The 14,228-nt window shown below is 72.5% G+C and carries 10 protein-coding genes; 1 reads left to right on the top strand and 9 read right to left on the bottom strand.

The genetic code is table 11. The annotated features are described in order from the left end of the window. The first annotated feature begins 7 nt into the window (after positions 1–7). On the top strand, positions 8–1,342 hold the full coding sequence (locus tag F1721_RS22655) for an MFS transporter (RefSeq protein WP_150068755.1): 1,335 nt from the start codon (positions 8–10) through the stop codon (positions 1,340–1,342). Between the two features lie 2 nt (positions 1,343–1,344). On the opposite strand, the gene F1721_RS35150 is transcribed toward F1721_RS22655, so the two are convergent. The 9 genes from F1721_RS35150 to F1721_RS22615 form a co-directional block, all read right to left on the bottom strand. Beyond that, entirely contained in the window at positions 1,345–1,620 is a 276-nt protein-coding gene (locus F1721_RS35150; RefSeq protein WP_246155249.1) for a GMC family oxidoreductase, read from the bottom strand. Next, positions 1,617–2,066 carry a GMC family oxidoreductase N-terminal domain-containing protein gene (locus F1721_RS35145; protein ID WP_246155248.1) on the bottom strand — a complete coding sequence of 150 codons (450 nt, stop codon included), beginning with the start codon at positions 2,064–2,066 and terminating at the stop codon, positions 1,617–1,619. Before F1721_RS35145 ends, F1721_RS35150 begins: the two co-directional genes overlap by 4 nt. Before the next feature lie 177 nt (positions 2,067–2,243). Then, positions 2,244–3,422 (bottom strand): Cmx/CmrA family chloramphenicol efflux MFS transporter, encoded by a 1,179-nt coding sequence (locus tag F1721_RS22645; protein WP_150068754.1) that lies wholly within the window; start codon positions 3,420–3,422, stop codon positions 2,244–2,246. Between the two features lie 247 nt (positions 3,423–3,669). Further along, entirely contained in the window at positions 3,670–6,336 is a 2,667-nt protein-coding gene (locus tag F1721_RS22640; RefSeq protein WP_150068753.1) for a sugar-binding protein, read from the bottom strand. A 160-nt stretch (positions 6,337–6,496) separates the two neighbouring features. Then, on the bottom strand, positions 6,497–8,632 hold the full coding sequence (locus F1721_RS22635) for an aminotransferase class I/II-fold pyridoxal phosphate-dependent enzyme (protein ID WP_150068752.1): 2,136 nt from the start codon (positions 8,630–8,632) through the stop codon (positions 6,497–6,499). A 174-nt stretch (positions 8,633–8,806) separates the two neighbouring features. Beyond that, positions 8,807–9,769: a 2,3-diaminopropionate biosynthesis protein SbnA gene (sbnA, locus tag F1721_RS22630; protein WP_150068751.1), complete on the bottom strand. Its 963-nt coding sequence runs from the start codon at positions 9,767–9,769 to the stop codon at positions 8,807–8,809. A gap of 23 nt (positions 9,770–9,792) precedes the next feature. Next, a complete protein-coding gene (sbnB, locus tag F1721_RS22625; protein WP_150068750.1) occupies positions 9,793–10,827 on the bottom strand; it encodes a 2,3-diaminopropionate biosynthesis protein SbnB in 1,035 nt (344 codons plus the stop codon). Between the two features lie 29 nt (positions 10,828–10,856). Next, positions 10,857–11,828, bottom strand: a complete 972-nt coding sequence (locus tag F1721_RS22620) for a TauD/TfdA family dioxygenase (protein ID WP_246155247.1) — start codon at positions 11,826–11,828, stop codon at positions 10,857–10,859. Beyond that, a complete protein-coding gene (locus F1721_RS22615) occupies positions 11,825–14,227 on the bottom strand; it encodes a non-ribosomal peptide synthetase (protein ID WP_150068749.1) in 2,403 nt (800 codons plus the stop codon). Before F1721_RS22615 ends, F1721_RS22620 begins: the two co-directional genes overlap by 4 nt. Position 14,228: the final 1 nt, after the last annotated feature.

Here is a 14,228-nt window from a genome sequence, read left to right as displayed (position 1 = left end):
AGCGACGATGGAGTCCCCGAATCCCGACATCGCGGCGAAGCCCGGCTCCCGGGCCTGGGTCGTCATGGCGATGCTGCTGGTGTTCATGCTGATCAACTACGCGGACAAGGCGGTGCTGGGGCTGGCCGCCAACCCCATCATGCGCGAGCTCGGCCTGTCCCACTCGGAGTACGGACTGCTGGCCAGCTCGTTCTTCTTCCTGTTCAACGTCTCGGCCGTGGCGGTCGGGTTCCTCGCCGACCGCTTCCCGACCAGGTGGCTGCTGTTCGGCATGGCCCTGGTGTGGGGCCTCACCCAGCTGCCGGTGGTCGCCGGGGCCGGGTTCGCCGCGCTGCTGGCCAGCCGGATCGTCCTGGGCGCGGCGGAAGGTCCTGCGCAGCCGGTGGCCATGCACGCGGCGTTCAAGTGGTTCCCCAACGAGAAGCGCAGCATCCCGAGCGCGCTGATCTCCGGCGGCGGCGGGCTGGGCGGGGTGGTGGCCGCGCCGCTGCTGACCCTGGTCATCATCAACTTCGGCTGGCGCTGGGCCTTCCTGTCGCTGTTCGTCGTCGGTGTCCTGTGGTGCGTGATCTGGGCGGTGGTCGGCCGCGAGGGCACCGCCGACCGCGCGAGCGCCCGGACCAGCGCAGAACCGGAGCCAGCGGCGGACTTCCGCGTTCCCTACCGGCGCATCCTGCTCAGCGGGACCTGGCTGGCCGGGTTCGTCGGTGCTTTCGGCGCCTACTGGACCTCGGCGCTGCTGCTCGCCTGGGTGCCGTCCTACCTGGAGACCTCGCTGGGCTACAGCGCGGTCGCCGCGGGCACCATCGTGACCGCCCCCTGGGTGCTGAAGACCGTCGCGACCTTCGGGCAGGGCGCGCTGACGCAGTGGCTGATGCACCGCGGGGTGTCCAGCCGGGTGTCGCGCGGAATCCTCGGCGGCTGCGCGGTCTTCCTGGCGGGCGCGGCCATGCTCCTCGTCCCGGTCGTGTCGCACCCCGCCCTCAAGATCGCGCTCATCACCGTCGCCTTCAGCATCGGTGCCGTCAAGTTCGCCATCGGTCAGACCATCAACGCCGAGATCACCCCACCGGCCCAGCGCGGTGCGGTGATGTCGATGACCGTCGGGCTGGTCACGCTCGCCGGTCTCGCCGCGCCCTACGTGACGGGCCGGATCGTCGAATCGGCGGCCGATCCGGCGACGGGGTTCGCGCTCGCGTTCGCCATCCCGGGAACCCTGATGCTCGTCGGCGGCCTGCTGGCCTTCGCCTTCGTCCGCCCGGAACGCGACGCCCGGCGCATCGCCGCGCACGGGCGCCGCGCCGACCAGCAGGAGCCGCACCCGAGCCCGACCGGTTCGTGACCTCAGCGCATCAGCCGGTCGACCATCAGCTCCGCTGCCGCGATCGTGACCAGGTTCGGGTTCGCGCGGGGGCAGGTGGGGAAGATGGACGCGTCCACCACGTGCAGCACGCGGCAGCGGGGGTCGACGACGGTGGTCGCCGAGGTCGGGCTCCCCATCCGGCAGGTGCTGGTCGCGTGCTGGCCGTCGGTGACCGTGCGGAGCAGGAGCTCGTCCAGCGCGGTGTCGTGCTCGACCGCCGCCGGGAACTGGATACCGGTGGCACCTGGCGCGTTCACGCCGGGCGACCAGGCGACCCCGCCGCCGAGGCTGCGGCGTGCAGCGCGCGGTCCGCGGGACCCCACGACTCCTGCGGGTCCCGCCGGGCCGGGATCGGTCCGCCGCGCCCGTGGTACGGCTGATCCGCGAAGTCGGCGTCGTCCTCGGACCTGACGAAGTGGGGCAGAACCTCGGCGTGCGTCCAGCCTTCGCACCCCATCCGCACCCAGTCCTCGACCGGAGGCCGGATGGCGATGTGCCCGTTGATCGAGGAGCTGCCGCCGACACCGCGGCCCTGCATGCACGGTGCTGCCTCCTGCCGCTCGGTTCGGCGGGTGCGCAGGCCTCGCTGCAGCAGATCCCCGCTCGCGCCGGGATCGAGCAGGGCGCGGAGCGGGTTCGGGGAGCGCCACACCTCCGGCAGCTCGGCGGATCGGTGGTCGGGCCCGGCTTCGAGCAGCAGCACGCGTTCACCGCGTGCAGCGCAGCGGGCGGCCAGCACCGCACCGGCCGGATCCGGCGCCCACCACGATCAGGTCCCATCCGTTCGACATCGTCAACTCCCTGGTGGATTTTCGTCATGGGGGGGGTACCGGGCCAGGCGTTGCAGACGATTCGAACGCCTGGCCCGTGCTCGCTGTCGCTAGGCCTCAGCCGCGTCCTTGGCTCGGGCCACGCTGCGCCGCGCTGCGAAGACCACGAACGTTGCGGCTGCGGCGAAAACCGCGCTGACCCAGAAGGCCCGGTGGGCCTGGGTGGCATCGCCGACGACGATGCCCGCTGCGGCGGGGCCCGCGATGGCTCCGAGGTTGAACGCGGTGGTGGCCACCGCACCTGCGATGCGCGGGGCCGTTTCCGACGCCGAGGACACGATCGAGGCGATCACCGTCGAGCCCACGCCGAACGATCCCGCCCCGGTCACCAGCGCCAGCGCGAGCACCCCGGGCAGGACGTGCGCGGAAAAGGCGGCGAGCAGCCACAACGCGGTCACCACGGCGGCGCCGCCGGTGATGATCCGCTGTGCGTACCGGTCGCTGTAGCGGCCCGCGGCGGTCACCCCGAGGAACGAGCCGATTCCGAACAGCGCCAGCGACACCGGGACCCACGAACTACCGGGACCGGTCACCGCGGTGGTGATGCTGCCCAGGTAGGTGAACGCGGCGAAGGTGGCTGCGTTGACCAGGACCCCGATGCCGATCACGACGAGGAGCCGGGGTCGGGCGAGCGTGCGCCACTCGGTCCACACCGGAGCCGTCGCGACCGGAGCGTCGGAGCGCGAGAAGGCCGAGGTCGTCGGCCACAGCACGACCAGCGCCGCCGCGCTCAGCGCGGCGATCGCCCAGAACGCCGACTGCCAGCCCCACAGCTGGCCCAAGGCAGTTCCTGCGGGCACCCCGGCGATGCAGGCGATCGTGACGCCGGACAGGATGACCGAGGTCGCCCGCCCCACCAGCGAGGGGCGGACCAGCACCGGCAGGCTCGCGAGCACCACGGCCAGGAAACCCGCGTTCGCGACCGCCGCGACCAGGCGGGTGCCCAGCAGCACGGCGAAGTTCGCGGTCGTCGCCCCGACGAGGTGGCACAGGGCGAACAGGGCGAGGAACCCCAGCAGCGAGACCCGGCGGGGAACGGCGCTGGCGGCCATCGCCATGGCGGGCGCGCCGATCACCATCCCGACCGCGAACACCGACGTCAGCAGCCCGGCCTCGCCGAGCGACACACCGCTGTCCGCCGCGATGCCCGCCAGCATCCCGGACAGCATGAATTCGGACGTGCCCTGCGCGAACACCGCGGCAGCGAGCACGAAGACGACGAAAGGCACTTGAACGTTCTCCCGAACGACGAGGCACGCCCGTCCAGCGCGAACCGGCCGCGGACGTGCGAGGAAACGACAAGACGAAGCAGAGGCGGAGCAGCTCGCGACGATCAACGCGCATGAGCGTTGCGCGGCAACAGGGCTCCGCCGCTCAGCGCGAGTGCTGAGCGGCTAGCGTCTTGACGCCTCGGGAGAGTTCACGGCGCACACGATACAGCACCGCCTCACCCGGACGCACCGGGTTTTCTCGCCGCTAGACCGGCTGGCGAACCTCGGCGGCGGAGGCCGCGGTAGCGCCGTCCGGCGCGGCGAAGCCGACCAGGACCTTCGACGGGGTGCCGCCGGGGACCTGGACCGGCACGGTCCGCTCGCCGTGGCCGTCGACGTCGAGCTGCCGTTCCGCCAGGACCGCCCCGCCCGCGTCCAGCACGAACAGGTGGACCCGCCCCGGGCCGTTCACGTCGAGGCTTGTGCGCACCTCGCCCGGATGCGCGCGGGCGCTGGCGATCCGGGCGGCCGAATCACCGGCCGGGGGAGCGCCGCCGAGCGACGTCCCCAGCCGGACCGATTGCGCGATGCTCCCCGGTGAGTCCACAGAGGACAACGCGTCCAGCGGGAGCACCGGAGCCGGGGCGGGTGTCGGCGGGTCCGCGGGTCGATCCTGGAGGATCGCCCGGCCCCAGCGGTACGGATCGCCCTGCACACCGGCCCAGGTGGACCAGCCGATCCGCGACTGGCCGGTCAGGTCCTGGCTGTCGGAGTCGTAGACCAGGACGTTGAGCCCCAACCGCCGCGGGTCGACCGAGCCGGGCAGGTCCCGCAGCGGGATGGCCAGCTCTACGGTGTAACCGCCGTCGCGCCGGGTGGCCGCGAGCTCGACACCGGGCGCGGTGTCCTCGCCGGGCCCCTGGTGGTTGTCGGCGTCCCTGGCGTAGCAGGGCGGCCCGGAGTCGCGGGTGCTCGGCAGCGCCGCGAGCTTGAACGTGCTCGACGTGTTCTCCGCGTCCGCCTTCGGATCGAGGGTGATCTCGACTGCGTCGGTGCGCCAGTGGCGCTTGCAGTCGTCGGGAGCCAGGAGCGCGCCCTGCTGGTCGTCCACCACGTCGACCAGGGCGTGCAGCGTGTCGCCGTGCCAGGAGAACCTCGCGGTGGCAGCGCAGTCCGGGGCGGCGCACTGCTCGCCCTCCCAGAGCGACGAGACGTCCAACGGCGCGCCGGGGTACTCCTGCGGGTCGGCGTTGCCGTCCACCACCGGTGGCACTGCGGCCTGCGGGATGGTGGTGGTCGGCACCAGCTCCAAGGCTGCGGGCCGCGTGCCGGTCGCGCCGTCGTCGGTGCGGGTGGTCAGCGAGTAGGCGTGATCGCCGCCCTGCGTTCCGGTCGGCATCTCCGGGTCGGTGCTGCGGACTCCGAAGGTGAGGGTCTCCTCTGCGCCGGGGGAGAGGCCGGTGAAGCGCTGCTCGGCGTTCGGCACCTCGAATCCCTGCGGTGGCGCGAACTCCACCACACCGGACCGGGATCGTGCGCTGTAGTTGTGCACGACCACGCGCACGTCCTGCGCGCCCAGCGCCGGGACGGTGCGCACCGGCGGAACTTTGTTCTGCAGCAGGGGAAACCGCGTCCGGTCTGCCCATCGCTGGAACTCCGCGACGCCCGGAAGCGGTTCCTGCTCGGCCACGACAGGCGGCACGACGTCCAAGCTGAGCTCGGTGTCCGCGCGGCCCTGCGAGGACTCGACCCGCACCGGCACCGGAACCCGCGCGGGCCTCTGATCACCGGGGGTCACCACCGACAAGCCGGTCCGCGCGGTCGCACCAGGCTCCAGCGGCCCGAACGCTCCGTCGCCCTGGACCTCCCATCCCGGCGGCAGGTCCAGGGCGATCCGGCCCGCCTGCAGCGCCGTGTTCGGCGGCGCGGTGACCTCGACGTGGACCTCCGTGCGCTGGCCGGGGGTGATCCGCGGCTGGGCCGCGGTAGCGACGAGCCCGGTGCCGACCGGCAGGCCACCGGGAACGGGCAGCAGCGCGCCGAGGAGCGGGGCGTCCGCGCCTTGCGCTCCCGGCACGTGCGGTGCCCGGTTGGCGATCTCGGTGAGGTGGTCGCAACCGACCTGCGCGGGATCGTTCGGGACGTCCGGCCGGGACGCCCAGCCCTGGCTCGCGTACTCGCGCTCGGCCACGCGCTCCCGCTGCTCCCAGTTGACGTCCCCGCTGATGCCGTGCACGTAGTACTCCGGTCCCGGCGACTCCGGCGGGGTGATGCGCTGCTCGCAGTCCGGCCCGCGGACCTCCTCCTCGGCCCCGGCTGCGTTGGACAGCACCCGCCGCACCGACCAGGGCGCGAGGCCTTCCTCCCCGAGCTGCTCGGGGAATGCCGCGGGATCGGCGGCCAGGCGGTAGGCCTCGAGCGCGAGCCGGGCCGCGTACTGGTGGTTGCCGTGGTTGCCCGGGGTGGGGGCGGGATCCATGGTGACCACGACCTCGGGCCGGGTCCGCCGCACCACCCGGACGAGCTTGGACAGCACGTCGTCGTGGCCCCAGGCCTGCTCGGTCAGCGGTGCGCTCACCGTGTAGTACAGGTCGGGCTCGTCGAGGTTGTGCACGTCGGTGATGCCGAGGCCACCGACGGCGCGGCGTTCTTCGGCCTCGCGCAGCAACCCCAGCGCCGGTCCTTCCTCGGGCCCGACGGCGTTGCCGCCGCCCTCGCCGCGGGTGATCGTCACGACGCCGGTGCGGACCTGGTGGTCGTGCCCCCAGCGGCCGAAGGTCGACAGCAGCGAGGCCTCGTCGTCGGGGTGCGCCCCGACGAACAGAACATCCAGGTCCTGGGCGGATTCCGGCGGTGCGGCGCCAACCGGTGCCGGGACCCCGCACAACACCGCCACGAGCGCGACAACCGAACCAAGACGAACCGCGGGCACCGATCCACTCCCCGGGCGAGACGATCATGCAGCGCCGAGCCTGGCACGGTCGCGTGCACCGCGCACTCGAGAACGGGCCCGGCAGGGGAGTTCCCACCGTCCGGGACGACATGTTCACTCGCGTCGATCAGTTCAGGGCAGGGTGAAATTAAGTGCGGAGTCAGTCGGCGGCCAGCAGCCACAGCCAGGTCGACGGCGCGCCGAACGGCTCGCGGCGGTGGATGCGCAGATCCGCTGCGGCGAAGGCGGTTTCGTAGGCCTGCGCGGTGGCGATCGGGGTGTCCATGAACGCGTGCACCAGCTCGAACTCCATCGAGAAGATGGGCAGTTCGGCCGCCGGGTCGTCCCAGCGCTGGCCCACCGTGTCGCCGATCAGGAACCACTTCGCGTCCGGGAACAGCTCGCGCAGCGTGCGCATGGTCCCGGCCGGGTCCCCGCTGGCCTCGAACAGGTCGTGCATCATGAGGAAGCTGGTCACCAGCTCCACGCCCGGGAAGGTGCGCCCGCCCATGTGCTGCAGGACGTCGCCGCGGACGATGTCGACGCGGTGGCTGAGGCCGGAGTCGGCGACGGCTTTGACCGCCTCCTCGCAGGCGCCGTCGTCGATGTCGATGCCGACGCCGCGGCGCGTTTCGGAGCCGCTGCACATCCGGATCAGCCGGGTGGCGTCGCCGCAGCCCAGGTCGGCCACGCTGTCGAAGTCGATGTCGGCGAAGACCTCCCGCTCCACGGGCGCCATCAGCTCGCTGCCGACCATCCCCGCTCCGGTGGCGACCTTCGCGCCGTCGCGGGGGATGTCCTCGCCGAACGCCGCCTTGCCCAGGGCGATGTCGGCCAGGCCGTGCAGGAGCTGGTGGTAGCCGCCGATGCCCCAGGTGAAGAAGCCCCGGTGGCGGACGAGTTCGCGGCCGGCCGGCGACAGCGCGACGGTGCTGCCGGTGCCCGGGTCGGCCGGTGCTGTCGCCGAGTGCAGCTCGACGTGGCCCAGCAGCGCCGCCACCCGGAGCAGCACGAGCAGCTTGCCGCGCTCGACACCGAGCTTCTCGGCGAGGGCGTCGACCCGCTGCACCCCGGACAGCAGCGGTGGCCACGCACCCAGCTCGTTGAGCGCGAAGACGACGGTGGCACCGACGTAGCCGTTGAACAGGTTGATGTGGTCCAGCGGCTTCCTGGTGGCGACCTCGATCCGCCCGTCCGGCGCGCCCAGCCCGCTGCTGAGATCGCTGCGGGCGGCGCTGTCCGGCAGGATCGATTCGAGCGCGTCGCCCAGCGCCGCGACCTGCTCCGGGGTGCCCACGGTGATCCGCAGGTGGCCCGGCAGGCCGAACATGGACAGGTCGCGCACGTGGACGTCGTGCTCGTGGACCAGCCGGGTGGCGATCTCGTTGCTGTTGCCCGGTGGCCGGGCCAGCACGAAGTTGGTGGCCGACCGGGTGGTGGCCACGCCGAGCGCGGCGAGGCGCTCGCACAGCAGGTCGCGTGCGGCCGCGGTCCGCGCCCGGACATCGTCGATGTGCTCGGGGTGATCGAGAGCGGCTTCCGCGGCGCGCAGCGCCAGCCGGTTCACGCTGAACGGCAGCGGTTGCCGGGCGCGCAGCACCTCGGCGACGAGGCTGTGGTGGCCGATGAGGTAGCCGACGCGCAGCCCGGCCAGTCCCCACGCCTTGGAGAAGGTGCGCAGGACGAGCAGCCTGCGCCCGGCCCGCACCGCGTCCAGCGCGCACTCGTGGTCCGGTCCGGCGAATTCCATGTAGGCCTCGTCGAAGACCGGGATCACGTTGCGGTCCTCGGCGCGGTCGAGTATCTGCAGCACTTCGGACGGCCGGAGGACGCTCCCGGTCGGGTTGTGCGGGTTGCAGACGTAGGTCAGCGCGACCTCGTCGGTCAGCGCCGAGCTCAGCGCCGTCGCCGGGATCGCGTGGTCGGCCAGCGGGATCGACCGGATGTCCGCGCCGACCGAGCGGGCGGCCGAGGCGTAGCCGGGGAAGGTGGAATCGGTGAGCACCACCGGGGTTCCCGGCTTCAGGAAGGCCATCGCGGTGAGCAGCACCAGTTCGTCCGCGCCGTTGCCGACCGCGACCATGTCCGGGCGCACGTCGTGGAACTCGGCGATGCGCTGGCGCAGCTGGGTGCAGTCGCTGTCCGGGTAGGACTGACCTGCCGACCGCAGCTCCTGCTCGGCGGCGGCCACCGCGCCAGGGGGCGGGCCGTAAGGGTTCTCGTTGCAGTGCAACCGGATGGACTCCGGTCGTCGCGGTCGGCCGGTGCGATCGGACAGGTTCGGGGTGCGGCTCATCTCGATCCCTTCGGCATGTCGTGGCCCTGGTGCGGCGCGCTGATCGGCGCGGGAGTTCAACTCCGTCGGCCGCGGGTGGAGAACGAGGGCGCTGGTCGAGCTGACGCGAAGCTAGCAGCTCGCGCTCGTGGTGCAGAAGATCCTTAAGTTCCAGGTGAATTCGCGTCGCGCTGCTCACGTCGTCGCGCGCTGGGCGTTGTGGTGCAGTTGCTCGACCCAGGTGTTCTGGTAGAGCGTGTCGAGGTAGCGCTCACCGAGGTCGGGTGCGATCGCCACCGCGGTCGTCTCCCGGCCCGCGGCGTGCTCGGCGAGCCAGCGGGCGGCGCCGCTGACGACCGTTCCGGTGGAACCGCCGAAGAGGAACCCGCCGCCGGCCAGCCGGTGGCAGGTGTCCGCGGTATCCGTCTCATCCACGTGCACCACGTCATCCACATAGGACTCATCCAGCAGCGGCGGTCGGATTCCGGCGCCCAGACCGGGGATCATCCGCGGGCGCTCCGGCCCGCCGAAGGTGACCGATCCGACCGAGTCGACCGCGACGATCCGCGTGGCTGGGCGGAACTGCTTGAAGTACCGCGCGCACCCCATCAGGGTTCCGGTGGTGCCGGCACCGGTGAACAGCACGTCCAGTGCGGGGAAGGCGCGGGCGATCGCGGGCGCGGTGACCCGGTAGTGCGCGGCCCAGTTGTCCTCGTTGGCGTGCTGGTTGAGCCAGACGTAGCGGGAATCGCCCTCGCACAGCTGGCGGACGTGCGCCAGCCGCGCCCCCAGGAACCCGCCCTCCGGCAGCGGTTCGGTGATGGTGTGCACGTGCGTGCCGAGCGCCTCCATGAGCTGCCGGGTGGCCAGGTTGCACCGGGTGTCGGTGACGCAGACGAACCGGAAGCCCTGGCTGGCGGCGATCACGCTCAGCGCCACCCCGAGGTTGCCGGAGGAGGACTCGACCAGGATCGAGTCCGGCCGCAGCCGTCCGGACCGGCGCGCCGCGGCCACCATCGCTCGGGCCGCCTTGAGCTTGATGGAGCCCGCGAAGTTGAACCCCTCGCACTTGAGGTACAGCGGGATGCCGAACTCCGCGCGGAGGTCGACGTAGAGGTCTTCGGCGTTGAACTCGTCGGGTCGCGAGATGATGGGCACCGAGCTGTCTCCGTTCCCAGCGGTCAGCCGTACCGGCGTAGTTCCGCGAAGAAGTCCGGCACGACGAGCTGTTCGCCGCGCGCGACGACCTCCTCGTAGACGTAGCGGCCCACGGCCAGGTCGAGCACGCCGAGCCCGAAGGGGGAGAAGATCACCGTGCGGTCGGTGGGCGGTCGTACCCGCCCGGCGAGGACGTCGTCGAGGGTGCCGTCCAGGAAATCGCGGTGCCCGGTGCGCTGCTCGGCGAGGTGCGGCGAGGTGTCGGCCTTCAGGCAGTGCTCCACGTCGTCGACGAAGTTCGCCGCGCTGAGCACCACGTCCGGGGACAGGTCGCGCAGCGAGACGTTGAGCACCAGGGGGTGGTGCGCGAACGCCGCGGGGTCGTGCACGTGAGGCTTGGCGGCCACCGTGGCGAACACCACGAGGTCGCTGGTGCGGATGAGGCCGTCGGCATCGGTGTGGACGGTGATCTTCGCGCCGGGTTCGGCCTCGGCCGCGTACTCGCCGAAGCCCGCGGCGTGCTCCTCGGACAGGTCGTGGATGCCGATCTCCTCGAACGACCACCCGGTCGCGGACAGGTAGGTGTGGATGTAGCGGGCGATCAGCCCGGTGCCGACGAACCCGACCCGGCGCGGCGCGGGCCGACCGCGGCTGAGGTGGTCGGCGGCCAGCGCGGCCGACGCCGCGGTGCGGGTGGCGCTGATGACCGAGCTCTCCAGGCAGGCGAACGGGTAGCCGGTGTCGTGGTCGTTGAGCACCAGCACCGCCGAGGCGCGCGGGATGCCCGCCGCGACGTTGTCCGGGAAGCTGGAGATCCACTTGATCCCGTCCACCGCGGCGTCGCCGCCGAGCGCGGCGGGCAGCGCGATGATCCGGGAGTTGGGCCGGTCGGGGAAGCGCAGGAAGTACGACGGCGGGTTGACGGTGCCACCGGCGCCGTGCTGCCGGTAGGTGTCCGCGACGATGTCCACGACCTCCTGCTGCCGTTCGTGCAGCACCTGCTGCACCTGGCCACCCGGGATCACGACGAAGGGCGGGACCTGGACGTGTGCTGACATGGCCGGAGCTCCGTGTGCGGTCGAGCGCCTCAAGCGGACGCGGTGGTCGGGGAGTGGGCGGGAAGCTGCTGGGGCGAGCCCATCGCGACCAGCACTTCGCGGTCGCCGCGGTAGGGCTCGCGGCTGTGCGCGCAGGCCAGGTTGTCGACGACCAGGACGTCGCCGTCCTGCCACGGCGTGCAGCGGGTGTGCTTCTCGTAAACCTCGTTGATCAGGTCCACCACGTCGGGCTCGATCGGTTCGCCGGACCCGTAGCGGCTGGTGAACGGCAGGCCGTCGGGGCCGAGCTCGGCGACCAGGTATTCGCGGACCTCGGGTTGCATGGTCCACTCGCTGAGGAAGGCGATCTGGTTGAACCACAGGCGGCGGGCGCTGCGCGGATGCGCGATGACCGCGCGGCGGCGCTGGGTGGTGCGCAGCCCGGAGTCGCCGTCCCACTCGAAGTCGATGGCGTTGTCCCGGCAGTAGCGCTCGACCTCCGAGCGGTCCTCGGTGCCGAAGGCCTCCTGCCACGGCATGCCGATCGCGCCGCCGTAGTTGCGGACCAGCTGCCAGCCCTCCCGCTCGAACCGGTCGACGAGATCGGCGGGCAGGGCCTCGAACACGGCACCGGCGTCGGCCACCCCCGTCCCACCCCCGGACTCCGGGGCGCGCAGGCAGGTCACGACGAGCAGGCCCGGGCAGCGGAGCGCGTAGCTGAGCTCCTGGTGCATGCACATCGGTTGGTTGGCGGGCCACTCCGAGGAGGAGTAGACGCCGTCGGCGCAGGTGCGCCGCCGGGCGAACCCCTCCTTCTCGGGCAGCAGCGGGGCGGCCAGCGCCCGGCTCACCGACACCGCGTGGTCGACAGTGGACACTCCGGTGCCGCGGATCACGAACGCGCCGAGATCGTCCACCAGCTCGTGCAGCGCGGCGCGGTGCTCGGCGACCCACCCCGGTCCGGCCGGTGCGTCCGGGGCCTGCACGACCGGGGTCCGCCCGGCCTCCTCGAAGATCTTCACGGGGATGCCTTTCCGGTCGGCCGCTCGTCCAGCAGGGCAGCCAGCGATGCCAGCACGGGTGCGTCGGCGAAGTCGCGCAGCGCGATGCGCTGCTCCAGCCGGGTCAGGAGCTGGATCGCGGACAGCGAGGTGCCGCCGCGGGCGAAGAAGTCGTCCTCGCGGCCGATCTGGTCGGCCGGTACCCCCAGCACCTCGGACCACAGCAGCGCCAGCCGCTGCTCGGTGGGGGTCTCGGGCGGGGCGTGCGGCGCGTCGGCCGAGGCGCGGTCGGCCAGCTCGGTCAGCGCCTTCCGGTCGATCTTGCCGTTGTCGTTGACCGGGAGCGCGTCGAGGTGGTGGAAGCGCTCGGGGACCATGTAGTCGGGCAGCGCCTGCGCCAGGGGGGCCGCGAGCTGCTCTGCGGGCCTGGCCGGTCCGGTGTGGAACGCCACGAGGTGCTTGCCGCCGCCCGGGTCGGTGCTCACGACCACGGCGCTGTCGCCGACCCGGGGGACGCGCAGCAGCTCGTTCTCGATCTCGCCGATCTCGATGCGGAAGCCGCGGATCTTGACCTGGGCGTCCCGGCGGCCGAGGAACTCCAGCTTGCCTCCGGGCAGCCAGCGCCCCAGGTCACCGGAGCGGTACAGGCGGTTGCCCGGCCGGTGCGGGTCGGGCAGGAACACCGCGCGGGTGCGCTCCTCGTCGTTGATGTAGCCGCGCCCGACGCAGATCCCGGAGAACACGATCTCGCCAGGGGCGCCCAGCGGCACCGGCCGCAGCTGCTCGTCCACGACGTAGACGCGGGTGTTGCGCACAGGTGGGCCCAGCGGCACCCGGTCGTGGGCCGGGGGCTCGGTCATCACCTCGTGGTTGGTGTCGTCGGAGGTCTCGGTGAGGCCGTAGGCGTTGACCAGCCGCACCTGGGGCAGCGCCCCGAACCAGCGCTCGGTGAGCTCCTTCTTCACCGCTTCGCCGGTCACCGACGCGCACCGCAGGGCCAGGCGGTCGGCGCGCTGGCGGAGCTCGTCGAGCACCACGTCCAAGTAGGACGGGACCAGCTGCACCACTTCCACGCCGTGGTCGACGAGGTGGTCGGCGAAGCGGGCGCCGTCGACGATGGTCGCCTGCTCGACGAGCACGGTGCGGCCACCGATCAGCAGCGCAGCCACCAGTTGCCACAGCGAGATGTCGAAGCACTGCGGCGCGGTCTGGGCGATGACCGCGCCCTCCCGCAGGCCGAAGTCCTCGATCTTGGCCAGGACGTGGTTGAGCATGCCCAGGTGCTCGCACATGGCACCCTTCGGCTCCCCGGTGGAGCCGGAGGTGAAGTAGATGTAGGCGAGCTGGTCGGCGGCCACCCGCTGCCCGGTTTGCTCGGCGGAGTCGCCGATCCCGGCCAGCGGCACGGCGACGACCTCGTCGCCCAAGTCGGCGTGCGCGGCCTCGCCGGTCAGCGCGATGCGGCACTCGCTGCGCCGCAGCATCCGGTCGACCCGGGCGGCCGGGAACTCCGGGTCCACCGGCAGGTAGCAGCCGCCCGCCTTGAAGATCCCGAGCACGGCCGCCATCCAGTCCAGCGTGCGGTCGGACACCACGGCCACCACGTCCTCCGGGCGCAGCCCCCGGTCGAGCAGTTCCCGCGCGATGCCGTTGGCGCGCTCGTCGAGCTGCCGGTAGCTCCACTCGGTGCCGCGGTGCACGGCCGCGATCCGGTCGGGGTGGGCGCGGACGCGTTCTTCGAAGAGCTCGTGCAGGCGCCGGTCGGGCAGGTCCCGGTCCGGTCCGGCCAGCCCGTCGAGCTGCAGCTCCAGTTCGGCGAGCGGGAGCAGGGAGGCGCTGGTGTGGCGTTCGCCGGGCTGCCGGGTCATCAGGTCGAGCGCGGCGCGGTAGTACTCGCCGAGCCGTTCGACCTGGTCGGCGCTGAACTCCCCGGTCCGGAAGGACAAGCGCAGCCGGTCGCCAGCGGCGTCGGCCCGCACCCGCAGCGGGTGCGGCAGGGCGTCGGGGCCGTCGGAGAGGTCCAGGACTGCGTCGATCGGCGACCCGCTGTCGAGCAAGTCCGACGGGCAGGGCTCGTTCGCCCGCAGGTCGGCTTCCGCGTCGTGCACCGCGGACGCCAGCGCGCGCCAGGAGTCCTCGTCGGACAGCGCGACGGAGCACGGCAGCACGACCTGCGCCGGTCGGTAGCCGGTCAGCACCTGCGGTTCGCCGGTGACGGCGGCGATGACCTTGACGTGCGCGGTGAGCAGTGCGACTTCGACCGGCACCCCCAGCGCCCGCGCCGCACCGCGCGCGGCACCAGGTGCGAGCTGGACCTCGTGCACGGCGGTGTCGCCGGTGGCCGGTCCCCGGTCCGCCCAGCGGGGCAGCGGGGTGCCGCGCCGTTCCACGACCGCCGCCCAGAACTCCCGGGGCGGCACG

The sequence above is a fragment of the Saccharopolyspora hirsuta genome, assembly GCF_008630535.1.
In the GTDB taxonomy this organism is placed as follows: Bacteria; Actinomycetota; Actinomycetes; order Mycobacteriales; family Pseudonocardiaceae; genus Saccharopolyspora; species Saccharopolyspora hirsuta.
This window is presented reverse-complemented; position numbering and strand designations above follow the sequence as displayed.